The 15,263-nt window shown below is 56.0% G+C and carries 18 protein-coding genes; 11 read left to right on the forward strand and 7 right to left on the reverse strand.

The window, feature by feature from the left end; genetic code table 11:
- Positions 1–32: 32 nt before the first annotated feature.
- A complete protein-coding gene (locus KO498_RS13565) occupies positions 33–1,022 on the reverse strand; it encodes a transglycosylase SLT domain-containing protein (RefSeq protein WP_252731410.1) in 990 nt (329 codons plus the stop codon).
- Between the two features lie 188 nt (positions 1,023–1,210).
- On the opposite strand from KO498_RS13565, the gene KO498_RS13570 reads away from it, so the two are divergent.
- From KO498_RS13570 to KO498_RS13615, 10 genes are all read left to right on the forward strand, one after another.
- Positions 1,211–2,524 carry a hypothetical protein gene (locus KO498_RS13570; RefSeq protein WP_215960412.1) on the forward strand — a complete coding sequence of 438 codons (1,314 nt, stop codon included), beginning with the start codon at positions 1,211–1,213 and terminating at the stop codon, positions 2,522–2,524.
- A gap of 77 nt (positions 2,525–2,601) precedes the next feature.
- On the forward strand, positions 2,602–4,116 hold the full coding sequence (gene gatB, locus KO498_RS13575) for an Asp-tRNA(Asn)/Glu-tRNA(Gln) amidotransferase subunit GatB (protein WP_215960413.1): 1,515 nt from the start codon (positions 2,602–2,604) through the stop codon (positions 4,114–4,116).
- Position 4,117: 1 nt separating this feature from the next.
- Complete coding sequence (locus tag KO498_RS13580) at positions 4,118–4,531, forward strand: CopD family protein (RefSeq protein ID WP_215960414.1); 414 nt, start codon at positions 4,118–4,120, stop codon at positions 4,529–4,531.
- Between the two features lie 8 nt (positions 4,532–4,539).
- Positions 4,540–5,013: a thioesterase family protein gene (locus KO498_RS13585; protein ID WP_215960415.1), complete on the forward strand. Its 474-nt coding sequence runs from the start codon at positions 4,540–4,542 to the stop codon at positions 5,011–5,013.
- Positions 5,014–5,289: 276 nt separating this feature from the next.
- On the forward strand, positions 5,290–6,249 hold the full coding sequence (locus KO498_RS13590) for a GAF domain-containing protein (protein WP_436835937.1): 960 nt from the start codon (positions 5,290–5,292) through the stop codon (positions 6,247–6,249).
- Positions 6,250–6,372: 123 nt separating this feature from the next.
- Complete coding sequence (locus tag KO498_RS13595) at positions 6,373–6,885, forward strand: CoxG family protein (RefSeq protein WP_215960416.1); 513 nt, start codon at positions 6,373–6,375, stop codon at positions 6,883–6,885.
- A gap of 38 nt (positions 6,886–6,923) precedes the next feature.
- A complete protein-coding gene (locus KO498_RS13600) occupies positions 6,924–7,409 on the forward strand; it encodes a (2Fe-2S)-binding protein (RefSeq protein WP_215960417.1) in 486 nt (161 codons plus the stop codon).
- 12 nt (positions 7,410–7,421) lie between these two features.
- Positions 7,422–9,788: a xanthine dehydrogenase family protein molybdopterin-binding subunit gene (locus KO498_RS13605; protein ID WP_215960418.1), complete on the forward strand. Its 2,367-nt coding sequence runs from the start codon at positions 7,422–7,424 to the stop codon at positions 9,786–9,788.
- A 63-nt stretch (positions 9,789–9,851) separates the two neighbouring features.
- Positions 9,852–10,637: an FAD binding domain-containing protein gene (locus tag KO498_RS13610; protein ID WP_215960419.1), complete on the forward strand. Its 786-nt coding sequence runs from the start codon at positions 9,852–9,854 to the stop codon at positions 10,635–10,637.
- A gap of 260 nt (positions 10,638–10,897) precedes the next feature.
- Positions 10,898–11,284: a DUF4177 domain-containing protein gene (locus KO498_RS13615; protein WP_215960420.1), complete on the forward strand. Its 387-nt coding sequence runs from the start codon at positions 10,898–10,900 to the stop codon at positions 11,282–11,284.
- Here KO498_RS13615 and KO498_RS13620 read toward each other — a convergent pair.
- Positions 11,257–11,508: a BolA family protein gene (locus KO498_RS13620; protein ID WP_215960421.1), complete on the reverse strand. Its 252-nt coding sequence runs from the start codon at positions 11,506–11,508 to the stop codon at positions 11,257–11,259. The two genes, KO498_RS13615 and KO498_RS13620, sit on opposite strands and share 28 nt — an antisense overlap.
- A 78-nt stretch (positions 11,509–11,586) precedes the next feature.
- Here KO498_RS13620 and KO498_RS13625 point away from each other — a divergent pair, with 78 nt between their 5' ends.
- On the forward strand, positions 11,587–12,210 hold the full coding sequence (locus KO498_RS13625) for a DnaJ domain-containing protein (protein WP_215960422.1): 624 nt from the start codon (positions 11,587–11,589) through the stop codon (positions 12,208–12,210).
- On the opposite strand, the gene KO498_RS13630 is transcribed toward KO498_RS13625, so the two are convergent.
- The 5 genes from KO498_RS13630 to KO498_RS13650 form a co-directional block, all read right to left on the reverse strand.
- Positions 12,203–12,634, reverse strand: coding sequence for a hypothetical protein (locus KO498_RS13630; RefSeq protein ID WP_215960423.1), 432 nt, complete (start codon positions 12,632–12,634; stop codon positions 12,203–12,205). The genes KO498_RS13625 and KO498_RS13630 overlap by 8 nt on opposite strands.
- 106 nt (positions 12,635–12,740) lie before the next feature.
- Positions 12,741–13,205, reverse strand: coding sequence for a peptide-methionine (R)-S-oxide reductase MsrB (msrB, locus tag KO498_RS13635; RefSeq protein WP_215960424.1), 465 nt, complete (start codon positions 13,203–13,205; stop codon positions 12,741–12,743).
- Positions 13,206–13,307: 102 nt separating this feature from the next.
- The gene (locus KO498_RS13640; protein ID WP_215960425.1) at positions 13,308–13,853 is read right to left on the reverse strand and encodes a fasciclin domain-containing protein; all 546 of its coding nucleotides are present in this window, start codon (positions 13,851–13,853) and stop codon (positions 13,308–13,310) included.
- Positions 13,854–14,011: 158 nt separating this feature from the next.
- Positions 14,012–14,686: an anti-sigma factor gene (locus KO498_RS13645; RefSeq protein WP_215960426.1), complete on the reverse strand. Its 675-nt coding sequence runs from the start codon at positions 14,684–14,686 to the stop codon at positions 14,012–14,014.
- The gene (locus tag KO498_RS13650; protein WP_215960427.1) at positions 14,683–15,231 is read right to left on the reverse strand and encodes a sigma-70 family RNA polymerase sigma factor; all 549 of its coding nucleotides are present in this window, start codon (positions 15,229–15,231) and stop codon (positions 14,683–14,685) included. Before KO498_RS13650 ends, KO498_RS13645 begins: the two co-directional genes overlap by 4 nt.
- Positions 15,232–15,263 lie beyond the last annotated feature (32 nt).

A 15,263-nucleotide genomic window follows, 5' to 3' on the forward strand; every position in this document is an offset into this window, starting at 1 on the left:
CTAGAACATGCAAGGCAGGATCGCCTGACATTTCACAGCTCGTTCTCGTCAGTGGCAAGGGCCTCGTCCGGTGCACTTGCCGGCACGTCTGTATCTCCGAGCCCTACAGGCCGCAATTTGGGGCGCAATGATGTGTGCGACACACAGTATGACTGCTTGCGCGTCCATGCCGACATCTCGTCGCGTTTTGATCTTGAGTGCATTGGCCCCCAGTCTTGTGTAACACCACGGTAGCGGTGTTTTTTACCGGGGTAGAAGCCGTGGATGATCTTGTCACGCGCCACAGTCTTGGTCATGATGCGTGTCGCACAAGACAGGTTGTCAGCGCCGTTCTTGAGCGCCTGCCCTGTGCGCGCCTTGCAACGATAGAGCCGCGCCGTTGAGGGCAAAATCTGCAACAGCCCATACCAAAGCCCGCCACCGCCCACAGCGTCTTGGCGATACGTGCTTTCGTGTTTGGCCAGTGCCGACATAAAGCCAACCCAGAACATCGCGCGGCGGTATTCGTCGTTTTCGCGGTAGGCCGGGCACCATGTTCGGTAATCCGCAGGCACGGTTTGCACCAGCGGTTTGCCATGCGAGAGCACAGCCATCATCGCCGCGCGTGTCCAGGCCTTGTTGCCGGGGCGGTGCTCCCAGCGGGTTTTGGGCAGAATATAGGGCCGCGCACGCGGGCGGATCTTGCCCAGGTAGGCAGCCTCGACCGAAGCATACTCGTTTGTGCGGGCATGCGGGCGGATTTTGGCGAACTCGGGCCCGGGCGGGCTGACGTCTTCGTCTAGCGCCAAAGGCATTACAACAGGCGCAACGACAGCCTCGGCGGCAGCTTCTGGCGTCTCCGTCTTGTCTGTCTTGGTGTCCGGCGTGTCGGCAGGTGCAACCTGAGGTTTGAGCACAGTAAGCGCTTGCGCGGCGATCTCTTCAGCCGTTGCAGCAACGCTTTGCGCCTCGCCAGAAGACGGGACAGACAACACAACGAGAAGGCCGGCAGCGGCCAGTAAGTTTTTAAGCAGATTCAACATAACCCGCGGAATGAACCTTATTTGGCGAAGAAAAGCAATATTAACCCGCAGCGTGGACGCATTGTTTCGCAAGCACGAACAGTGCCGTATTTTCGGCAAGCAATACCTGATTATCAGCCGAGAAGCGCCGTTTTTTGGCCCAATTAGGCTGTGATACGGAGGGCCACACATAACTAACGGATGTAAACATGGCGCTGTTGTCGAACTTCACCCAACGTAAGACAAAGGCGCGCAAAGCGCGCGCTCAGGCGGCCAAACATGCCGAAGACGAACACAAACCTGACGCCAAACTGGCCAATCAGCCGAAACCGGTTTCACACCACCCCGCGCGCCACTTTGCTCTGGCGCTCGAAACACAACTTGTGTTGCCCCTGTCTGAAGACCCACCCGAAGAAAGCTGTCGCATCCGTGTGCAAGACCGTGGGCAGTTTCTGTCGCGGCAAGAACGCTGGGAAGAACTAAGCCGCGAAATCCGTAGCACCGACAACCGTAAAGTCGCCACACATTGCGGCATGCCACATGCCGATTTGTTAAGCCTAGGCGCGCGCACCGATGTCGTGCTGGCCGCCGAACAGGCGATCATTGACGGGCAAAGCCCCAGCCTTGATGGCATTGAAGCACTGGAAGAGGTGCTGGCCGAGTTCTCAAATGACTATGCGATAGCTTCGATCGTTGCGCAGGCACATATGGATATCGGCTGGGCGTGGCGCGGCTCCGACTGGAACCACGAGATCGCGAAACGCAACCAGCAGCTTTTTGAAGCGCATTTTGCCCGCGCCCGCGAGATCCTCACAAGCTTTGAAGCGACGACCAGGGTTTCTCCGCTGCTGGCCAGTTCAAGTTGTTCGCTGGTTGTCGCTCACGAGCAACCCGCCCTACAAATCGGCAATGCATATGAACGCCTGATAGACCTGAACCCGCAAAACACCGCACCGATGCGCACCTTGGGCAACCTGCTGTTGCCGCGCTGGTTCGGGGATTATGAAGCGCTCGAACTCGAAGCCCGTCGCACCGCCGGACGTGGACGGGACACATGGGGCAACGGCGGTTATGCTTGGGTTTATCTTGACGCATTGCGCGTTGATCAAGGGGCCGCTCGCGCGCTCGATGTCGACTTCTTTCTCGACGGGCTACGCGACATTCTTTATCTGCAGCCTGATCAGCACATCGCCAACCTTCTGGCGGCTTACACGGGCATCACAATGGCCCCCTCACGCACGCCGATCGAAGCGCCAGATGTTGTGCGCGACGTGCGCCAAGCCATTCACTCAATGTTTGATGTGATCCTGCGTGACAACCTCAAAGAACTGCACCCCCTGCTCTGGGCAGAAGCCGATCTCGGCCCTGATCCGGGCACTTTCCTGCCCCCGCGCTCTGCTCTTTTGCGCAAAGGCCACGACACCGCGCGCAACGCGATTGCCCACCATTTCATCAGCGAAATCCGCTCTGGCTTCACACTTAAGTTCGGCAATTCCGGCCTTAGCCTCGTGCCGTCAAGCTAACAAGCTCTTGCTCCGCCCTGCCCGCTGTTTTAGAACGCCTCTGATCTGATTGTGATCTGATTAAAGGATGATGGGCCATGCTCGATCTTAGCTATGAAACGCCAACCCCGAAAGTGATTGCAGGAGCAAAGCACGATTGGGAGCTTGTGATCGGCATGGAGGTGCACGCGCAGGTAAGCTCGAACTCAAAGCTTTTCTCCGGAGCCTCGACCAAATTCGGCGCCGAGCCGAACGCCAATGTCGCCTTTGTTGACGCCGCCATGCCCGGCATGTTGCCCGTAATCAACGAGTTCTGCGTTGAGCAAGCCGTGCGCACGGGCCTTGGCCTCAAGGCCGAGATCAACCTGAAATCTGCCTTTGATCGCAAAAACTATTTTTACCCGGACCTGCCGCAAGGCTACCAGATTTCACAGCTCTACGAGCCGATTGTGGGCGAAGGCGAGATACTCGTCGACATGGGCCCCGGTATGGCGCGCAACGTGCGCATCGAGCGCATTCACCTTGAGCAAGACGCGGGCAAATCCATCCACGATATGGACCCCAACATGAGCTTTGTTGACCTCAACCGCACGGGCGTTGCTCTCATGGAGATCGTCAGCAAGCCCGACATTCGCGGGCCAGAAGAAGCCGCCGCATACGTTGTGAAACTGCGCCAGATCCTGCGCTATCTCGGCACCTGCAATGGCGACATGCAAAGCGGCAGCCTGCGGGCTGACGTGAATGTCTCGGTTTGCCGCCCGGGGCAGCACGAGAAGTATATGGAAACGCAGGACTTCTCGCACCTCGGCACCCGATGTGAGATCAAAAACATGAACTCGATGCGCTTTATCCAAGCCGCCATCGACTATGAAGCGCGTCGCCAGATCAAAATCCTGGAAGACGGCGGCGAGATCGACCAGGAAACGCGCCTCTATGATGCCGACAAAGGCGAAACCCGCTCGATGCGCTCAAAAGAAGAAGCGCATGACTACCGCTACTTCCCCGACCCCGACTTGCTCCCGCTGGAGATCGAGCAATCATGGGTCGACGAGATCGCAGCGACCCTCCCCGAGCTTCCCGATGGCAAAAAAGCGCGCTTCATGGGCGACTATGGCCTCACAGAATATGACGCTTCGGTGCTGACAGCCGAAGTCGACAACGCAGGCTACTTTGAAGATGTCGCCAAGGGCCGTGACGGCAAAATTGCCGCCAACTGGGTGATCAACGAGCTCTTTGGCCGCCTCAAAAAAGACGACGACAAAGCGATCACTGAAAGCCCTGTCAGCCCTGCGCAACTCGGAGGCATCATCGACCTTATCGCAGCCGACACCATCTCTGGTAAGATCGCCAAAGACCTGTTCGAGATCGTCTATACCGAGGGCGGCGACCCTGCCGAGATCGTGGAAACACGCGGCATGAAACAAGTCACCGACACCGGCGCTATCGAGGCCGCGCTTGACGAAATCATCAAAGCCAACCCCGACCAAGTTGCCAAAGCTCAGGAAAACCCCAAGCTCGCAGGCTGGTTTGTTGGCCAGGTGATGAAAGCTACAGGCGGCAAAGCCAACCCGAAAGCCGTCAACCAACTGGTGCAGGACAAACTCGGCAGCTAGGTTGGACTACGTTAAAATCATACACTTGCTCTGCGTTATGGGCTGGATGACTTCGGTTTTCGCCGTCCCGCGCGCGCTGATCTTTTGGAAGCGCGAGTATACGCAGCTTGGTGCCTTTGGCCCGACAGGCGACCTCACCGTAAGGCTCTACCGCTTCTCGGCGGGCCTTGGCGTAATCGGCGTGCTCACCGGCCTCTGGCTCGGCTGGCAGGTCTGGTCTTTCGCACCTTGGGTCTGGCTAAAACTCGGCCTCGTCGCCCTCTTGGCCGCGCATTACATCTGGACAGGCGTGCTGGTGGTGCGCGCTCGAAAAGGCGAATTCGGCGAGAGCGACACATATCTGCGCATCTTCAACGAAGTCTCGGTGCTGGTGGTGATCGCCATCCTCGCAACCGTTGTTTTCAAACCCTTCTGAGGTCACACATGAGCAAACCCTTTATCTCTTCTATCATGCCCGTTCGCCCCGAGTGGATCGACTATAACGGTCACCTCAATATGGCTTACTACCATGTGTTGCTCGACAATGGCGTCGACGAGTTATGGCGTGATTTCGGTTTTGGCCCCGACTATATCAAAGCCTCCGGCTGCACGACCTATTCAGCCGAGTTTCACATCTACTACCGCCGCGAAGTGCATGAAGGCGACCGCCTGCGCGCCAGCTTCCAGATAATCGACCACAACGACAAAAGCATCCACTTTGCCCAACAACTCACCCATGAAGACGGCTGGGTCTCTGCTGAAGGCGAAGGCATCGTGCTGCACATCGACCAATCCGGCCCCCGCGTCGCCCCCTTCCCGAGCGACAAACTGGCCCAGATCGCAGCACTCTATGAGCAGCACAAATCCCTGCCTCGCCCGGAGTTTGTTGGCAAAACTATGGGCATAAAACGCAAGTAGGCAGGCGAGAAGTCAACCGCGCCGACCACAGAGAATCCGCAGAGAAACCACAGCGGACCCACAGGGAATCCACAGGGAACCCCCAGAAAACCCTGTTCGCGACGCACTTGTAGGCGGTTGAAGAAACACCCAACGAACCTGCCGCGTTTGAACAAAATCCGGCAGTAAACTTGGTAGTTAATCCGGCAGTAAACCCGGCAGTAAACTCACGCTCAGCAAATAGCAGATTTGACTATTTTGAAAAATTGCTAATGATGAAGCTGGGAGAACCTCGTTTTGAACACGTCACCGTCGAGACATGCCGATGCTGTTTTTGCATCGGTACATTCTAATACGGCCGCCGCACGATCACGGCTGGCTGCGTCTTGGCACCGTTCTATGTTGTCTCATGGCCTTGACCCCGCACTTGACGCCTCGCAGCCCCATCTTACCGGCCAGGAGTTGGCTCAACGACAAGACGCATTGGGGCGCGTGCTCGCGATCGCGGCACCGGAGTTGGATTGTTTGTTCGAATTGGTCGGCAGCTCCGGCTGTGGCGTTGTTTTGACAGACGGCGAAGGGGTGATCGTAGATCATCGCTTTTCTGATGCTGACAAAAGCGTCTTTGAGGGCTGGGGCTTAGGCGTCGGTGCTGTCTGGAGCGAGGCGACCGTCGGCACCAACGGTATTGGCACCTGCATCACAGAAGAGCGCGCAGTCACCATCCATCGCGATGAACACTTTTTGGCTCGCAACACTGGGATGAGCTGCATTGACGCCCCGATTTTTGGAGCAGATGGGCAACTGGTTGCAGCACTTGATGTGTCTTCGGCCCGTGCCGACCAAACTAAAGCCATCAATGGGCTGATCGCTGAAATGGTGGCCCGCGTCGCGCGCACGGTTGAGGTCAACAATTTCCGTGCAAGCTATCCGAAGGCACGTATTATTATCGCGGATCAAGATGACACGTCTAACTCAACGCTGTTGGCTGTCGATCAGGATGACGTCGTAATTGGTGCAACGCGTCGAGCCCGAAAGGCTTATGGTTTCGCAATTCAAGGAGCATTCACTCCAATCGCCGCCAGCGATCTGTTCGGGCGCGGAGACGGACCCGTGGGGTTAGAAAAGGCGGAACGTGCTGCCGTGGTTCGCGCATTGGTGCGGGCCAACAACAATGTCAGCGATGCGGCTCGAGACCTAAATGTATCGCGGGCAACCCTATACAGGCGGATGAAACGACTTGGTTTATCCGAATAAGCCGGCGCCTTGTCTCAAATGTGAGACACTTTCGGAATAGCTCCTCGATCTGCTGCTTCACATACAGGTCTCGAATTGCTTGGCTGTCAGCATAAGGGATCATTGATGCATGGGAGGGCAGCAGTGAAATTAGCTGACCAAATAGAAATAGCGGCCGATCGTCAGGTCGTCTGGAACGCCATTCTGGATGCAGAGGTTCTCAAGGCCTGCATTCCTGGGTGTGAAGAGCTGACCGGGTCTGTTGAAGACGGGTTTGAAGCTGTCGTCGTTCAAAAAGTTGGCCCCGTAAAGGCCAAGTTCAAAGGCGACGTTGAAATTTCCGATATTGTCAAAGGCGAAAGCCTGAAATTGTCCGGCAGCGGCAAAGGTGGGCCCGCAGGTTTTGCGTCGGGCTCGGCGGATGTTCGACTAAGTGACACAGACACGGGCACCTTGCTTGAGTATGACGTCGACGCAAAAGTTGGCGGCAAGCTGGCGCAACTTGGTAGCCGGATCATTGATGGCTTCGCAAAGAAACTTGCAGGCCAGTTTTTCGAGCGGTTTCAGGAGGGGCTGGAGCCCGAGATGGACGAAACCGAAGCTACAGAAGAAACAGAGACGAAAAAAGGGTGGATCAAGCGCGTGTTTTCAACATAGCGCCCCCAATTCTTAATCATTTTCTAGGGAGGAAAAAGATGCCGAAGATTACCATGAACATCAACGGGCGGGACATGTCTGCAGAGGTGGAAAACCGCACTCTGCTGGCAACAATGCTGCGTGAAAAGCTGCACCTGAAGGGCACGCATGTTGGCTGCGATACCAGCCAATGCGGTGCTTGTGTTGTGCATGTGAACGGCAAGGCTGTGAAGTCCTGCACGATTTTTGCCTCCGAGCTGGATGGTGCGACCGTCGACACGATCGAAGGGCAAGCCAACACGGATGGATCGCTGAACGTGATTCAACAAGCGTTTCAGGATCATCACGGATTGCAGTGCGGCTTTTGCACGCCCGGCATGGTGATGAGCGCGGCCGCCCTTCTGAAGGACAACCCCAAGCCCAGTGAAGCCGAGGTTCGTGAATACCTTGAGGGGAACATCTGCCGATGCACCGGTTATCAGGGCATCGTAAACGCAATTATGGCTGCGAGCGGACAAGACGTCCCCTCTGTGGCAGCAGAATAGGGAGGATACCAAATGCCAGATGGAGGAATTGGTGCGCCAACCAAGCGCAGAGAAGATACGCGATTTTTAACAGGTCGCGGAAAATACACAGATGATATTACGCCTCAAAATACATCCTACTGCGCCTTTGCCCGCAGCCAGGTTGCGAATGGCAAGATCAACAGTATCGACACAAGCCAGGCGACTAAAATGCCGGGCGTTCTGGCTGCGTTTACCGGCGAAGATTTCGTCGAGGTTGGCTCAAACCCCGCCGGCTGGCTGATCAACAGCCGTGACGGCGAGCCGATGAAGGAACCCAAACGCCCGGTGCTTGCCCACGGCAAAGTGCGTCATGTGGGTGACGCCTATGCCGCCGTTGTGGCCGAAACGCTCGAACAGGCGATGGACGCTGTTGAAGCCATTGAAGCCGACATTGACGAACTTGATGCCGTCGTTGACATGGCCTCGGCGGTGGCAGACCCCGGAACGCTCGTTCACGATGAAATCGAAACGAATATCTGCTTTGATTGGGGGTGGATCGAAGACAACCGCGCCGCAACTGACGAAGCGATCAAGAACGCACCTCATGTTACGACGTTGGAACTGGTCAATAACCGGCTTGTGCCCAACGCTTTGGAGCCGCGAGCCTCGATAGGTGAATATGACCCCGGAACCGGCGATTATAAGCTGACGACCACATCCCAAAACCCGCATTTGTCGCGTCTACTTGTGTCGGCATTTGTGCTTGGCATTCCCGAAAACAAGTTGACGGTGCTCGCACCCGATGTGGGCGGCGGATTTGGCTCCAAGATTTATCACTATGGTGAAGAAGCTTTGGTTCTGGCCGCGGCCAAAAAACTGGGCCGCCCTGTAAAGTGGACAGCCACGCGCACGGAATCTTTCCTCTCCGATGCACATGGACGCGACCACGTCACAAAGATCGAACTTGCTTGCGAAAAAGACGGGTCTTTCATTGCGTTCCGCACAGAAACACTGGCCAATGTCGGGGCCTACCTGTCAAACTTCTCGACAGCGACGCCAACCTTTTTGCACGGCACATTGATGGCAGGGAACTATACTGTGCCGAATGTATATGTGAACGTCAAAGCGGTGTTCACCAATACGGCACCAGTTGATGCCTATCGCGGGGCCGGTCGCCCGGAAGCAACATTCTCGCTTGAACGCGTGATCGACAAATGTGCCCGCGAGCTGGGCATCGACCCTGTTGAGATCCGGCGCAAGAACTTCATCAAAAAGGACCAGTATCCTTTCGCCACAGCTGCCGGTCTTGAATACGATAGCGGCGACTATGATGCCTTGATGGATGGCTTGGAAAAAGTCGCCGATTTCGCCGGATTTGAGGCGCGCCGTGCAGCCAGCGCAAAAGAAGGCAAATTGCGCGGGCTTGGGATCAACTCCTATGTCGAGGCATGTGGCATTGCGCCATCAAACCTCGTTGGCATCCTTGGTGCACGTGTCGGTCTCTATGATGCGGCGACTGTGCGGGTGAACCCGACAGGCAATATCTCGGTCATGGTTGGGGCACACAGCCACGGCCAAGGACATGAGACAGCCTTTCCACAGATCGTAGCAGATATGTTGGGGGTTGATGCTCAAACCGTTGACATTGTGCACGGCGACACCTCGAAAATCCCCTTTGGAATGGGCACTTACGGGTCTCGTAGCCTTGCAGTCTGCGGATCGGCTGTGTTCCGCGCGACGGAAAAAGTGATCCGCAAAGCCACGCTCATTGCAGCACATATGCTTGAGGACTCACCCGAAAACATCGAGTTCTCCGATGGTGTATTTGCGATCAAAGGAACCAATAAAACAGTCGGGTTTGGTGATGTCGCTTTGAAAGCATACATCCCGCATGACTACCCGATCGACGCGATAGAACCCGGCTTGGAAGAAACGGCGTTCTATGATCCGGCAAACTTCACCTATCCTTCGGGGGCCTATGCCAGCGAAGTGGAAGTTGACCCGGAAACAGGCAAGGTTACGGTCTGCTCGATGGTGGCGCTGGATGACTTTGGCGTGGTCGTAAACCCGATGATCGTCACCGGCCAGGTCGAAGGCGGTCTGGCGCAAGGCATTGGTCAGGCGCTCTTGGAAAATGGTGTCTATGATGAAAACGGCCAGCTCTTGTCAGGGTCGTTCATGGACTACGCCATGCCGCGGGCCGATGACTTGCCGAGTTTTGTTGTCGATCATAGCAACGAAACGCGCTGCACACACAACCCGATAGGCTCCAAGGGCTGCGGTGAAGCGGGGGCAATCGGATCACCTCCGACCATTGTGAATGCTGTCGTAGATGCGCTGGCACGGGGTGGGCATGATGTCGATCATATCGACATGCCCGTTTCGCCTTCGCGTGTTTGGGCGGCGATGAACCCATAAAATTCTATTGGCCAAGGACAGGGCTTCGCCCCTGACTTGTGCCGCAGAACAAGGACATGAAACATGTATGATTTTGATTTGGTACTTCCGGCCTCAGTTGCCGAAGCAGCAGCCGCAATGAAAGCTGACGGTGCCCAGGCCTTGGGTGGCGGGCAAACACTTTTGCCAACAATGAAGCAGCGGTTGGCATCACCCGAGGTGTTGGTGAATCTGTCAGGACTAAGTGAGTTGGTTGGCGTCAGTTCAGCCTCGGGCACTCTCAGCGTTGGCGGGGCAACCACCCACGCGCAAGTTGCAAGCGAGGCTTCGGATTTTCCCGGGTTGGCCGATTTGGCAAACCATATCGGTGATCCGGCTGTGCGAAACCGCGGCACAATTGGCGGCTCACTCGCGAACAACGACCCCGCCGCCTGTTACCCCGCTGGTGCGTTAGGGGCAGGTGCGACGATCGTGACGGACAAACGCGAGATATCTGCCGATGATTTCTTCGTTGATCTGTTTGAAACCGCGCTCGAAGAAGGCGAAATTGTCACCGGCGTAAACTTCCCGATCCCAGATGTGTCGAACTACCAGAAATTCGTCCAACCGGCGTCGCGGTTTGCTTTGGTCGGTGTCTTTGTGGCCAGGTTTGGAAGCACCGTTCGCGTGGCCGTCACCGGTGCCTCAAACGGCGGCGTGTTCCGATGGTCTGACGCAGAAGCCGCCCTAAGCAAGGATTTCTCTGCTGATGCCGTAAACGGGTTAGCCATCGCCGCAGATGATCTGATCGCTGACCTCCATGGCTCGGCAGAGTACCGTGCGCACCTGATCGGCGTCTTGACGCGCCGCGCTGTGCAAGCTGCGTCTTAAGCACCCCAAAATTGGGGCGAACGCCAAAGCACTGGTGTTCGCCCCAGCCAACACCAACGTCCGCTCGGTTAACGACGCGCCGCTTTGCGATTTGGCCAGAAATCGTCTGCACGCATTATGCATGTGTTTATGCACTGTGGTATGCACGCCGTAGGCAGCGCCTTGCTCCCTGCGGATTTCCGCCGTTAACTTCTCTGGATACCGCGCCGCAAGACTGATAGTGTCGCCAAGCTAAATTGCATTAAAGCGAGGGCAGAGCAGTGTTTGAGTATAAAGTGGTTCCAGCGCCAAAGCGCGGCATCAAGGCCAAGGGCGTCAAGACACATGAAGCGCGTTTTTCGCATGCACTTCAGCAACTTATGAATGAAGAAGCCGCTGCAGGCTGGGAGTTTTCGCGCGCCGAAACCCTCCCCTCCGAGGAGAAATCCGGCTTTAGGTCAGCCACAGTTGTCTACCGTTCGGTGCTCATTTTTCGCAAACCGATTCTGGTTGAACAAGAGACTTACCATGAGCCGGTTGCTGCTGTGCCCGTCCCTGCACCCGTTCCGGAAGTGATGCTTGAGCCAGAATACGAAGAGCCCAGAATCACCGCCGAAGCGAGCGACTTTGAAGAGCCTGATCAGGAAAGCTCTAACGCCAAAGCGTGAATTTCGGTGTTGAGTGATCCAAGAGCTTTTTGAACTGCCCGATGCCGTGCAACGCGTGTCATTGCTGCAAACTCTTCTGCTTTCAAACGCACACGAAAATGGCTCTCGCCTGTTCCGTCGTCACCCGAGTGCCCCGCGTGTTGTGAAGATTCGTTAATGACTTCAAGGTATTGAACCGCAAACGCCGAGTTCAGTTTTGCGCGAATTTCTGCTTCTTTACTCATAGAATTTTTCCTTTTTGCCCTTTCACCTTCTGCTAAATGCAGTAAACTCACCAGCCATATTCGACACAGGAGTTCCCCATGACCAAGTCTGATCCATTCGGTTTTGATATGTCCGTGTCATCGGCCAAAAAGAAGAATCCGCGAGGCCGCCGCGGCATGTCAGGTGAATCAGAAACATCGACCCGCCAGTGCCACCAGGAAGGTTGCACAGAAGCCGGCAAATACCGCGCCCCCCGCGCCCCTGATGTGCTTGATGAGTTTGTCTGGTTCTGCAAGGAACACATCCGCGAGTATAACCTCAAGTGGAACTTCTTTGACGGCACGACCGAAGCCGAGATGAACGCGCAACAGTCAAAAGACAAAGTCTGGGAGCGCGAAACCAAACCGATGGGCGACCCTGAAGCCCGTGCTTGGGCGCGCCTTGGCATTGAAGATCCGCATCAGGTTTTGGGGGCCAATGCAACGCAGAACCCAGGTAAAGGCGGCGGCGGCGCGCGACGTTTGCCCTCCAAAGAACGCCGCGCCATCGAGATTTTGGAAGCCAAAGATCACTGGTCAAAAATCGAGATACGCAAGGCCTACAAAAAGCTCATCAAAGTGCTGCACCCTGACATGAACGGCGGTGATCGCAGCCAGGAAGAACAGCTTCAAGAGGTTGTTTGGGCTTGGGATCAGATCAAATCGAGCCGCAGCTTCAAGTAAGTTTGCGGCGAATTACCGTTCCCATCCAATGCGTTGCGCCCCAAAGGCCGAGCCAGAGAACGGCGAGTGGCGTGAAGAAGTTGAACATCAGCCAAAGGCCAACCAAGTCGTAGTGCTGTGCGCCAAGGCCCAGCAGTCCTGCGATCCATGCGCCGACGATTGTCGCTCCGAAAAAGCAGACCAGCGAGACAATCGCACCTTTCCAGCCCCCCTGCCCAAGCCACGGCGACACTGCAAGCCCCGCACAAAACGCGCCGAGCGTGGCGAGTAAGACGAACACTTCGCCGCTCATGTGATGACTGATCGTTCTGCCAAAACCCATCAGTGTCCAAACCGCCGCGACGCTGCCGGCAAAGCCGACAACTGCGGCGAGTGCGGCGTATAGTTTCATTTCTTGTGGCGTTGGCTTTTGTGGTTTTTGCATGTTTCTGCCCCTCTCGGCTTGGTGTTTGATGAGGTCAGAATAGAAATACGCCCCGCAGATGTTGCGAGGCGTTTGTGCAGATTTTGCACAGTTTCGAGTGGTTCGGTCAGGCGGCTTTGAAAACCAGGCTCGCGCCGTTCAGGCAGTGCCGCTTGCCGGTTGGCTTTGGGCCATCGTTAAAGATGTGGCCAAAGTGACTCCCGCAGCGGCGGCAATGCACTTCTGTGCGCGGATAAACAAGCTTGTAATCGTTCTCGGTTTTTACCGCGTTGGAAAGCGATTGATAAAAACTCGGCCAGCCGGTGCCACTGTCAAACTTGTGCTTGGATGAGTAGACAGCCAAGTCGCAGCCTCGGCAGTGAAATGTGCCTGCGTTGTAGATCTTGTCGAGCGGTGAAGACCCTGCCTTCTCGGTTCCGGCTTTGCGCATGACCTTATATTGCAGCGGTGTCAGCATCGCCTTCCACTCCGCGTCAGAGCGCGTAACTTCATATGCTGCATAGGCGGTTCGGGTAAACGTCAGGCTTGCGCCTGCACCCAAGGCAGCGGCAATAAAATATCGGCGGTTCATGGCAAGTCCTTTCGGTTGGTGTCGGGTAAAACATAAGCGGTTTACGGGCTGCTTAACAGTAAACAGCCCGCAAGTTCTTGTGATGATCGTTACAATCCGCTGTTACTCGGCTGGCAAGATCACTGTGTCGACAACGTGGATCACACCGTTTGACTGCGCCACATCAGCGATCGTCACGTTGATAGTGCGGCCTCGCTCGTCTTCGAGCATGATCTTGTCACCATCATATGTGGCGTTCAGTTTACAGCCACCAACTGTGGGCACGATGTGCGCGCCGCCATCGTCGTCGATCATCCCTTTAATTGCCATCGACATCGCATCGGCACTGACAACGTGACATGTCAGAACTTTGGTCAGCATGTCTTTGTTCTCTGGCTTGAGCAGTGTCTCGACTGTGCCGGCTTTGAGCGCTGCAAATGCGTCATTGGTTGGGGCGAACACAGTGAATGGCCCGTCACCTTGCAGAGTTTCGACAAGACCAGCGGCCTGAACAGCCGCAACCAGAGTTGTGTGGTCCTTGGAGTTCACGGCATTCTCGACGATGTTTTTGGTCTCATACATTGCGGCTCCACCAACCATCGGGTTGTCGGCCATAGCAGCTGTAGCGATCGTGAGAGCGGCGGCGCCTGTCATAAGTGTCTTAAGCATAGTGTTTCTCCTCTGTAGGTTTCGAGCTTTCCGACTTGAGTGTCGGTGCTGATGAAGACACGCAGAGGCGCGCAGAGAAGTTTCAAAAAAGATGACAAAAAGATGGTAAAAACTTCTAACGCTTTGCATTTAAAGCATTTTAATTTCACTGAACTGGCTTAAGCGTCTGTGACAGAGCCGATTGCCAAGACAGGACCAGTTGCCGAACCTGTCGGTGATCCGCCCTCGGGTTCGTCCGAAATCGCCAGGACTGCACCTTTGAAGCGACTGCGCAGGGCTTCGTCGATGATCATCACACTGCGCTCGGCTTCGGGCATAACCCCGAGCGAGATAGGCGCATTGTCACCTTCGATAAGCCAAAGTTCAAACGAGCGTCCGGCTTTGGCGGCGCCCGCTTTGCGTTCGATCTCAAGCTGGCCACTGTCTTCAAAGTATTGAGCAGTCATAAGTACCGACGCGTCTTCGGCGGCGATCTCGGCGGTGTAGTTCGGTTTATCGCCCCCGACAAAGAACACTGCGGCCAAGACCAAAGCGGCCGAGACTGTAAGAGCGGCAAACAGCCCGCGAAGACCGCCTAAGCCGCGTTCAGGTTCGGTCTTTGGACCAAACAAGCGCGCATCCAGTGCGGCTTTTACCGCCGCGGGCGGCTGGGCGGGATCAACCTCATCCGCGATATGGACCAAGCTTTCGGACCACTGAGCAACGTAACCCGCCAAAGCAGGCTCGGCTTTCAGGCGCGCTTCAAACGCGGCGCGCTCCTGCTCATTGAGCAAGCCAAGCAGATACTCGCCAGCGGTGGCGCGATCTTCAGTATGCTCGGGCGTCTCGCTCATCTGCTTAGGCACTCCCTTAGGCTTATCAGGCTGCGGCGCAGCCATGTTCTCATGGTGTTGAGCGGCACGTCAAAATGGTCGGCCAACTCGGCGTAGGTTTCCCCCTGAAGATACACGCGGCGCACAGCTTCAGAGCGGTTTTGCTCCAGCTCACCCAAACAGGCGAGCAATTGTTCACGCCCCGAGGCCCGCACAGCAAGCGCTTCAGGGCCTGGCGCGGGATCAGCCAATATCTCGGTCAGCTCACCCGTCGCCTGCGCATCGCTGCTTTGCCGCTTTCTCAACCGATCAATAGCCGCATTGCGGGCGATCGTGATCAACCAAGTCATCGGGCTTAGACCGTTGGCCTGATAGCGTCCGGCGTTGTGCCATATTTTGACGAACACCTCCTGCAAAACGTCTTCTGATTCTGCGCGATCGTTTAAGACACGAAGGATCACCCCAAAAAGTTTCGCCGAACTTGCAGAATAAAGCGAATCAAACGCGTTACGGCTACCCAAAGGTAGCTTTGATATCCAGTTTTCAAGCTCCTCACGGGTCGGCATGTTCACTCCTATGGGCTCAGCCTATCGGATTC

Source organism: Lentibacter algarum, assembly GCF_018860975.1.
Classification (GTDB): domain Bacteria; phylum Pseudomonadota; class Alphaproteobacteria; order Rhodobacterales; family Rhodobacteraceae; genus Lentibacter; species Lentibacter algarum_A.

What these genes read in the sequence shown, in the direction of transcription:
- KO498_RS13565 (WP_252731410.1), bottom strand. Translation starts at nt 1,022, where the DNA reads ATGTTGAATCTGCTTAAAAACTTACTGGCCGCTGCCGGCCTTCTCGTT.
- KO498_RS13570 (WP_215960412.1), top strand. Translation starts at nt 1,211, where the DNA reads ATGGCGCTGTTGTCGAACTTCACCCAACGTAAGACAAAGGCGCGCAAA.
- gatB (WP_215960413.1), top strand. Translation starts at nt 2,602, where the DNA reads ATGCTCGATCTTAGCTATGAAACGCCAACCCCGAAAGTGATTGCAGGA.
- KO498_RS13585 (WP_215960415.1), top strand. Translation starts at nt 4,540, where the DNA reads ATGAGCAAACCCTTTATCTCTTCTATCATGCCCGTTCGCCCCGAGTGG.
- KO498_RS13600 (WP_215960417.1), top strand. Translation starts at nt 6,924, where the DNA reads ATGCCGAAGATTACCATGAACATCAACGGGCGGGACATGTCTGCAGAG.
- KO498_RS13605 (WP_215960418.1), top strand. Translation starts at nt 7,422, where the DNA reads ATGCCAGATGGAGGAATTGGTGCGCCAACCAAGCGCAGAGAAGATACG.
- KO498_RS13610 (WP_215960419.1), top strand. Translation starts at nt 9,852, where the DNA reads ATGTATGATTTTGATTTGGTACTTCCGGCCTCAGTTGCCGAAGCAGCA.
- KO498_RS13620 (WP_215960421.1), bottom strand. Translation starts at nt 11,508, where the DNA reads ATGAGTAAAGAAGCAGAAATTCGCGCAAAACTGAACTCGGCGTTTGCG.
- KO498_RS13625 (WP_215960422.1), top strand. Translation starts at nt 11,587, where the DNA reads ATGACCAAGTCTGATCCATTCGGTTTTGATATGTCCGTGTCATCGGCC.
- KO498_RS13630 (WP_215960423.1), bottom strand. Translation starts at nt 12,634, where the DNA reads ATGCAAAAACCACAAAAGCCAACGCCACAAGAAATGAAACTATACGCC.
- msrB (WP_215960424.1), bottom strand. Translation starts at nt 13,205, where the DNA reads ATGAACCGCCGATATTTTATTGCCGCTGCCTTGGGTGCAGGCGCAAGC.
- KO498_RS13640 (WP_215960425.1), bottom strand. Translation starts at nt 13,853, where the DNA reads ATGCTTAAGACACTTATGACAGGCGCCGCCGCTCTCACGATCGCTACA.
- KO498_RS13645 (WP_215960426.1), bottom strand. Translation starts at nt 14,686, where the DNA reads ATGAGCGAGACGCCCGAGCATACTGAAGATCGCGCCACCGCTGGCGAG.
- KO498_RS13650 (WP_215960427.1), bottom strand. Translation starts at nt 15,231, where the DNA reads ATGCCGACCCGTGAGGAGCTTGAAAACTGGATATCAAAGCTACCTTTG.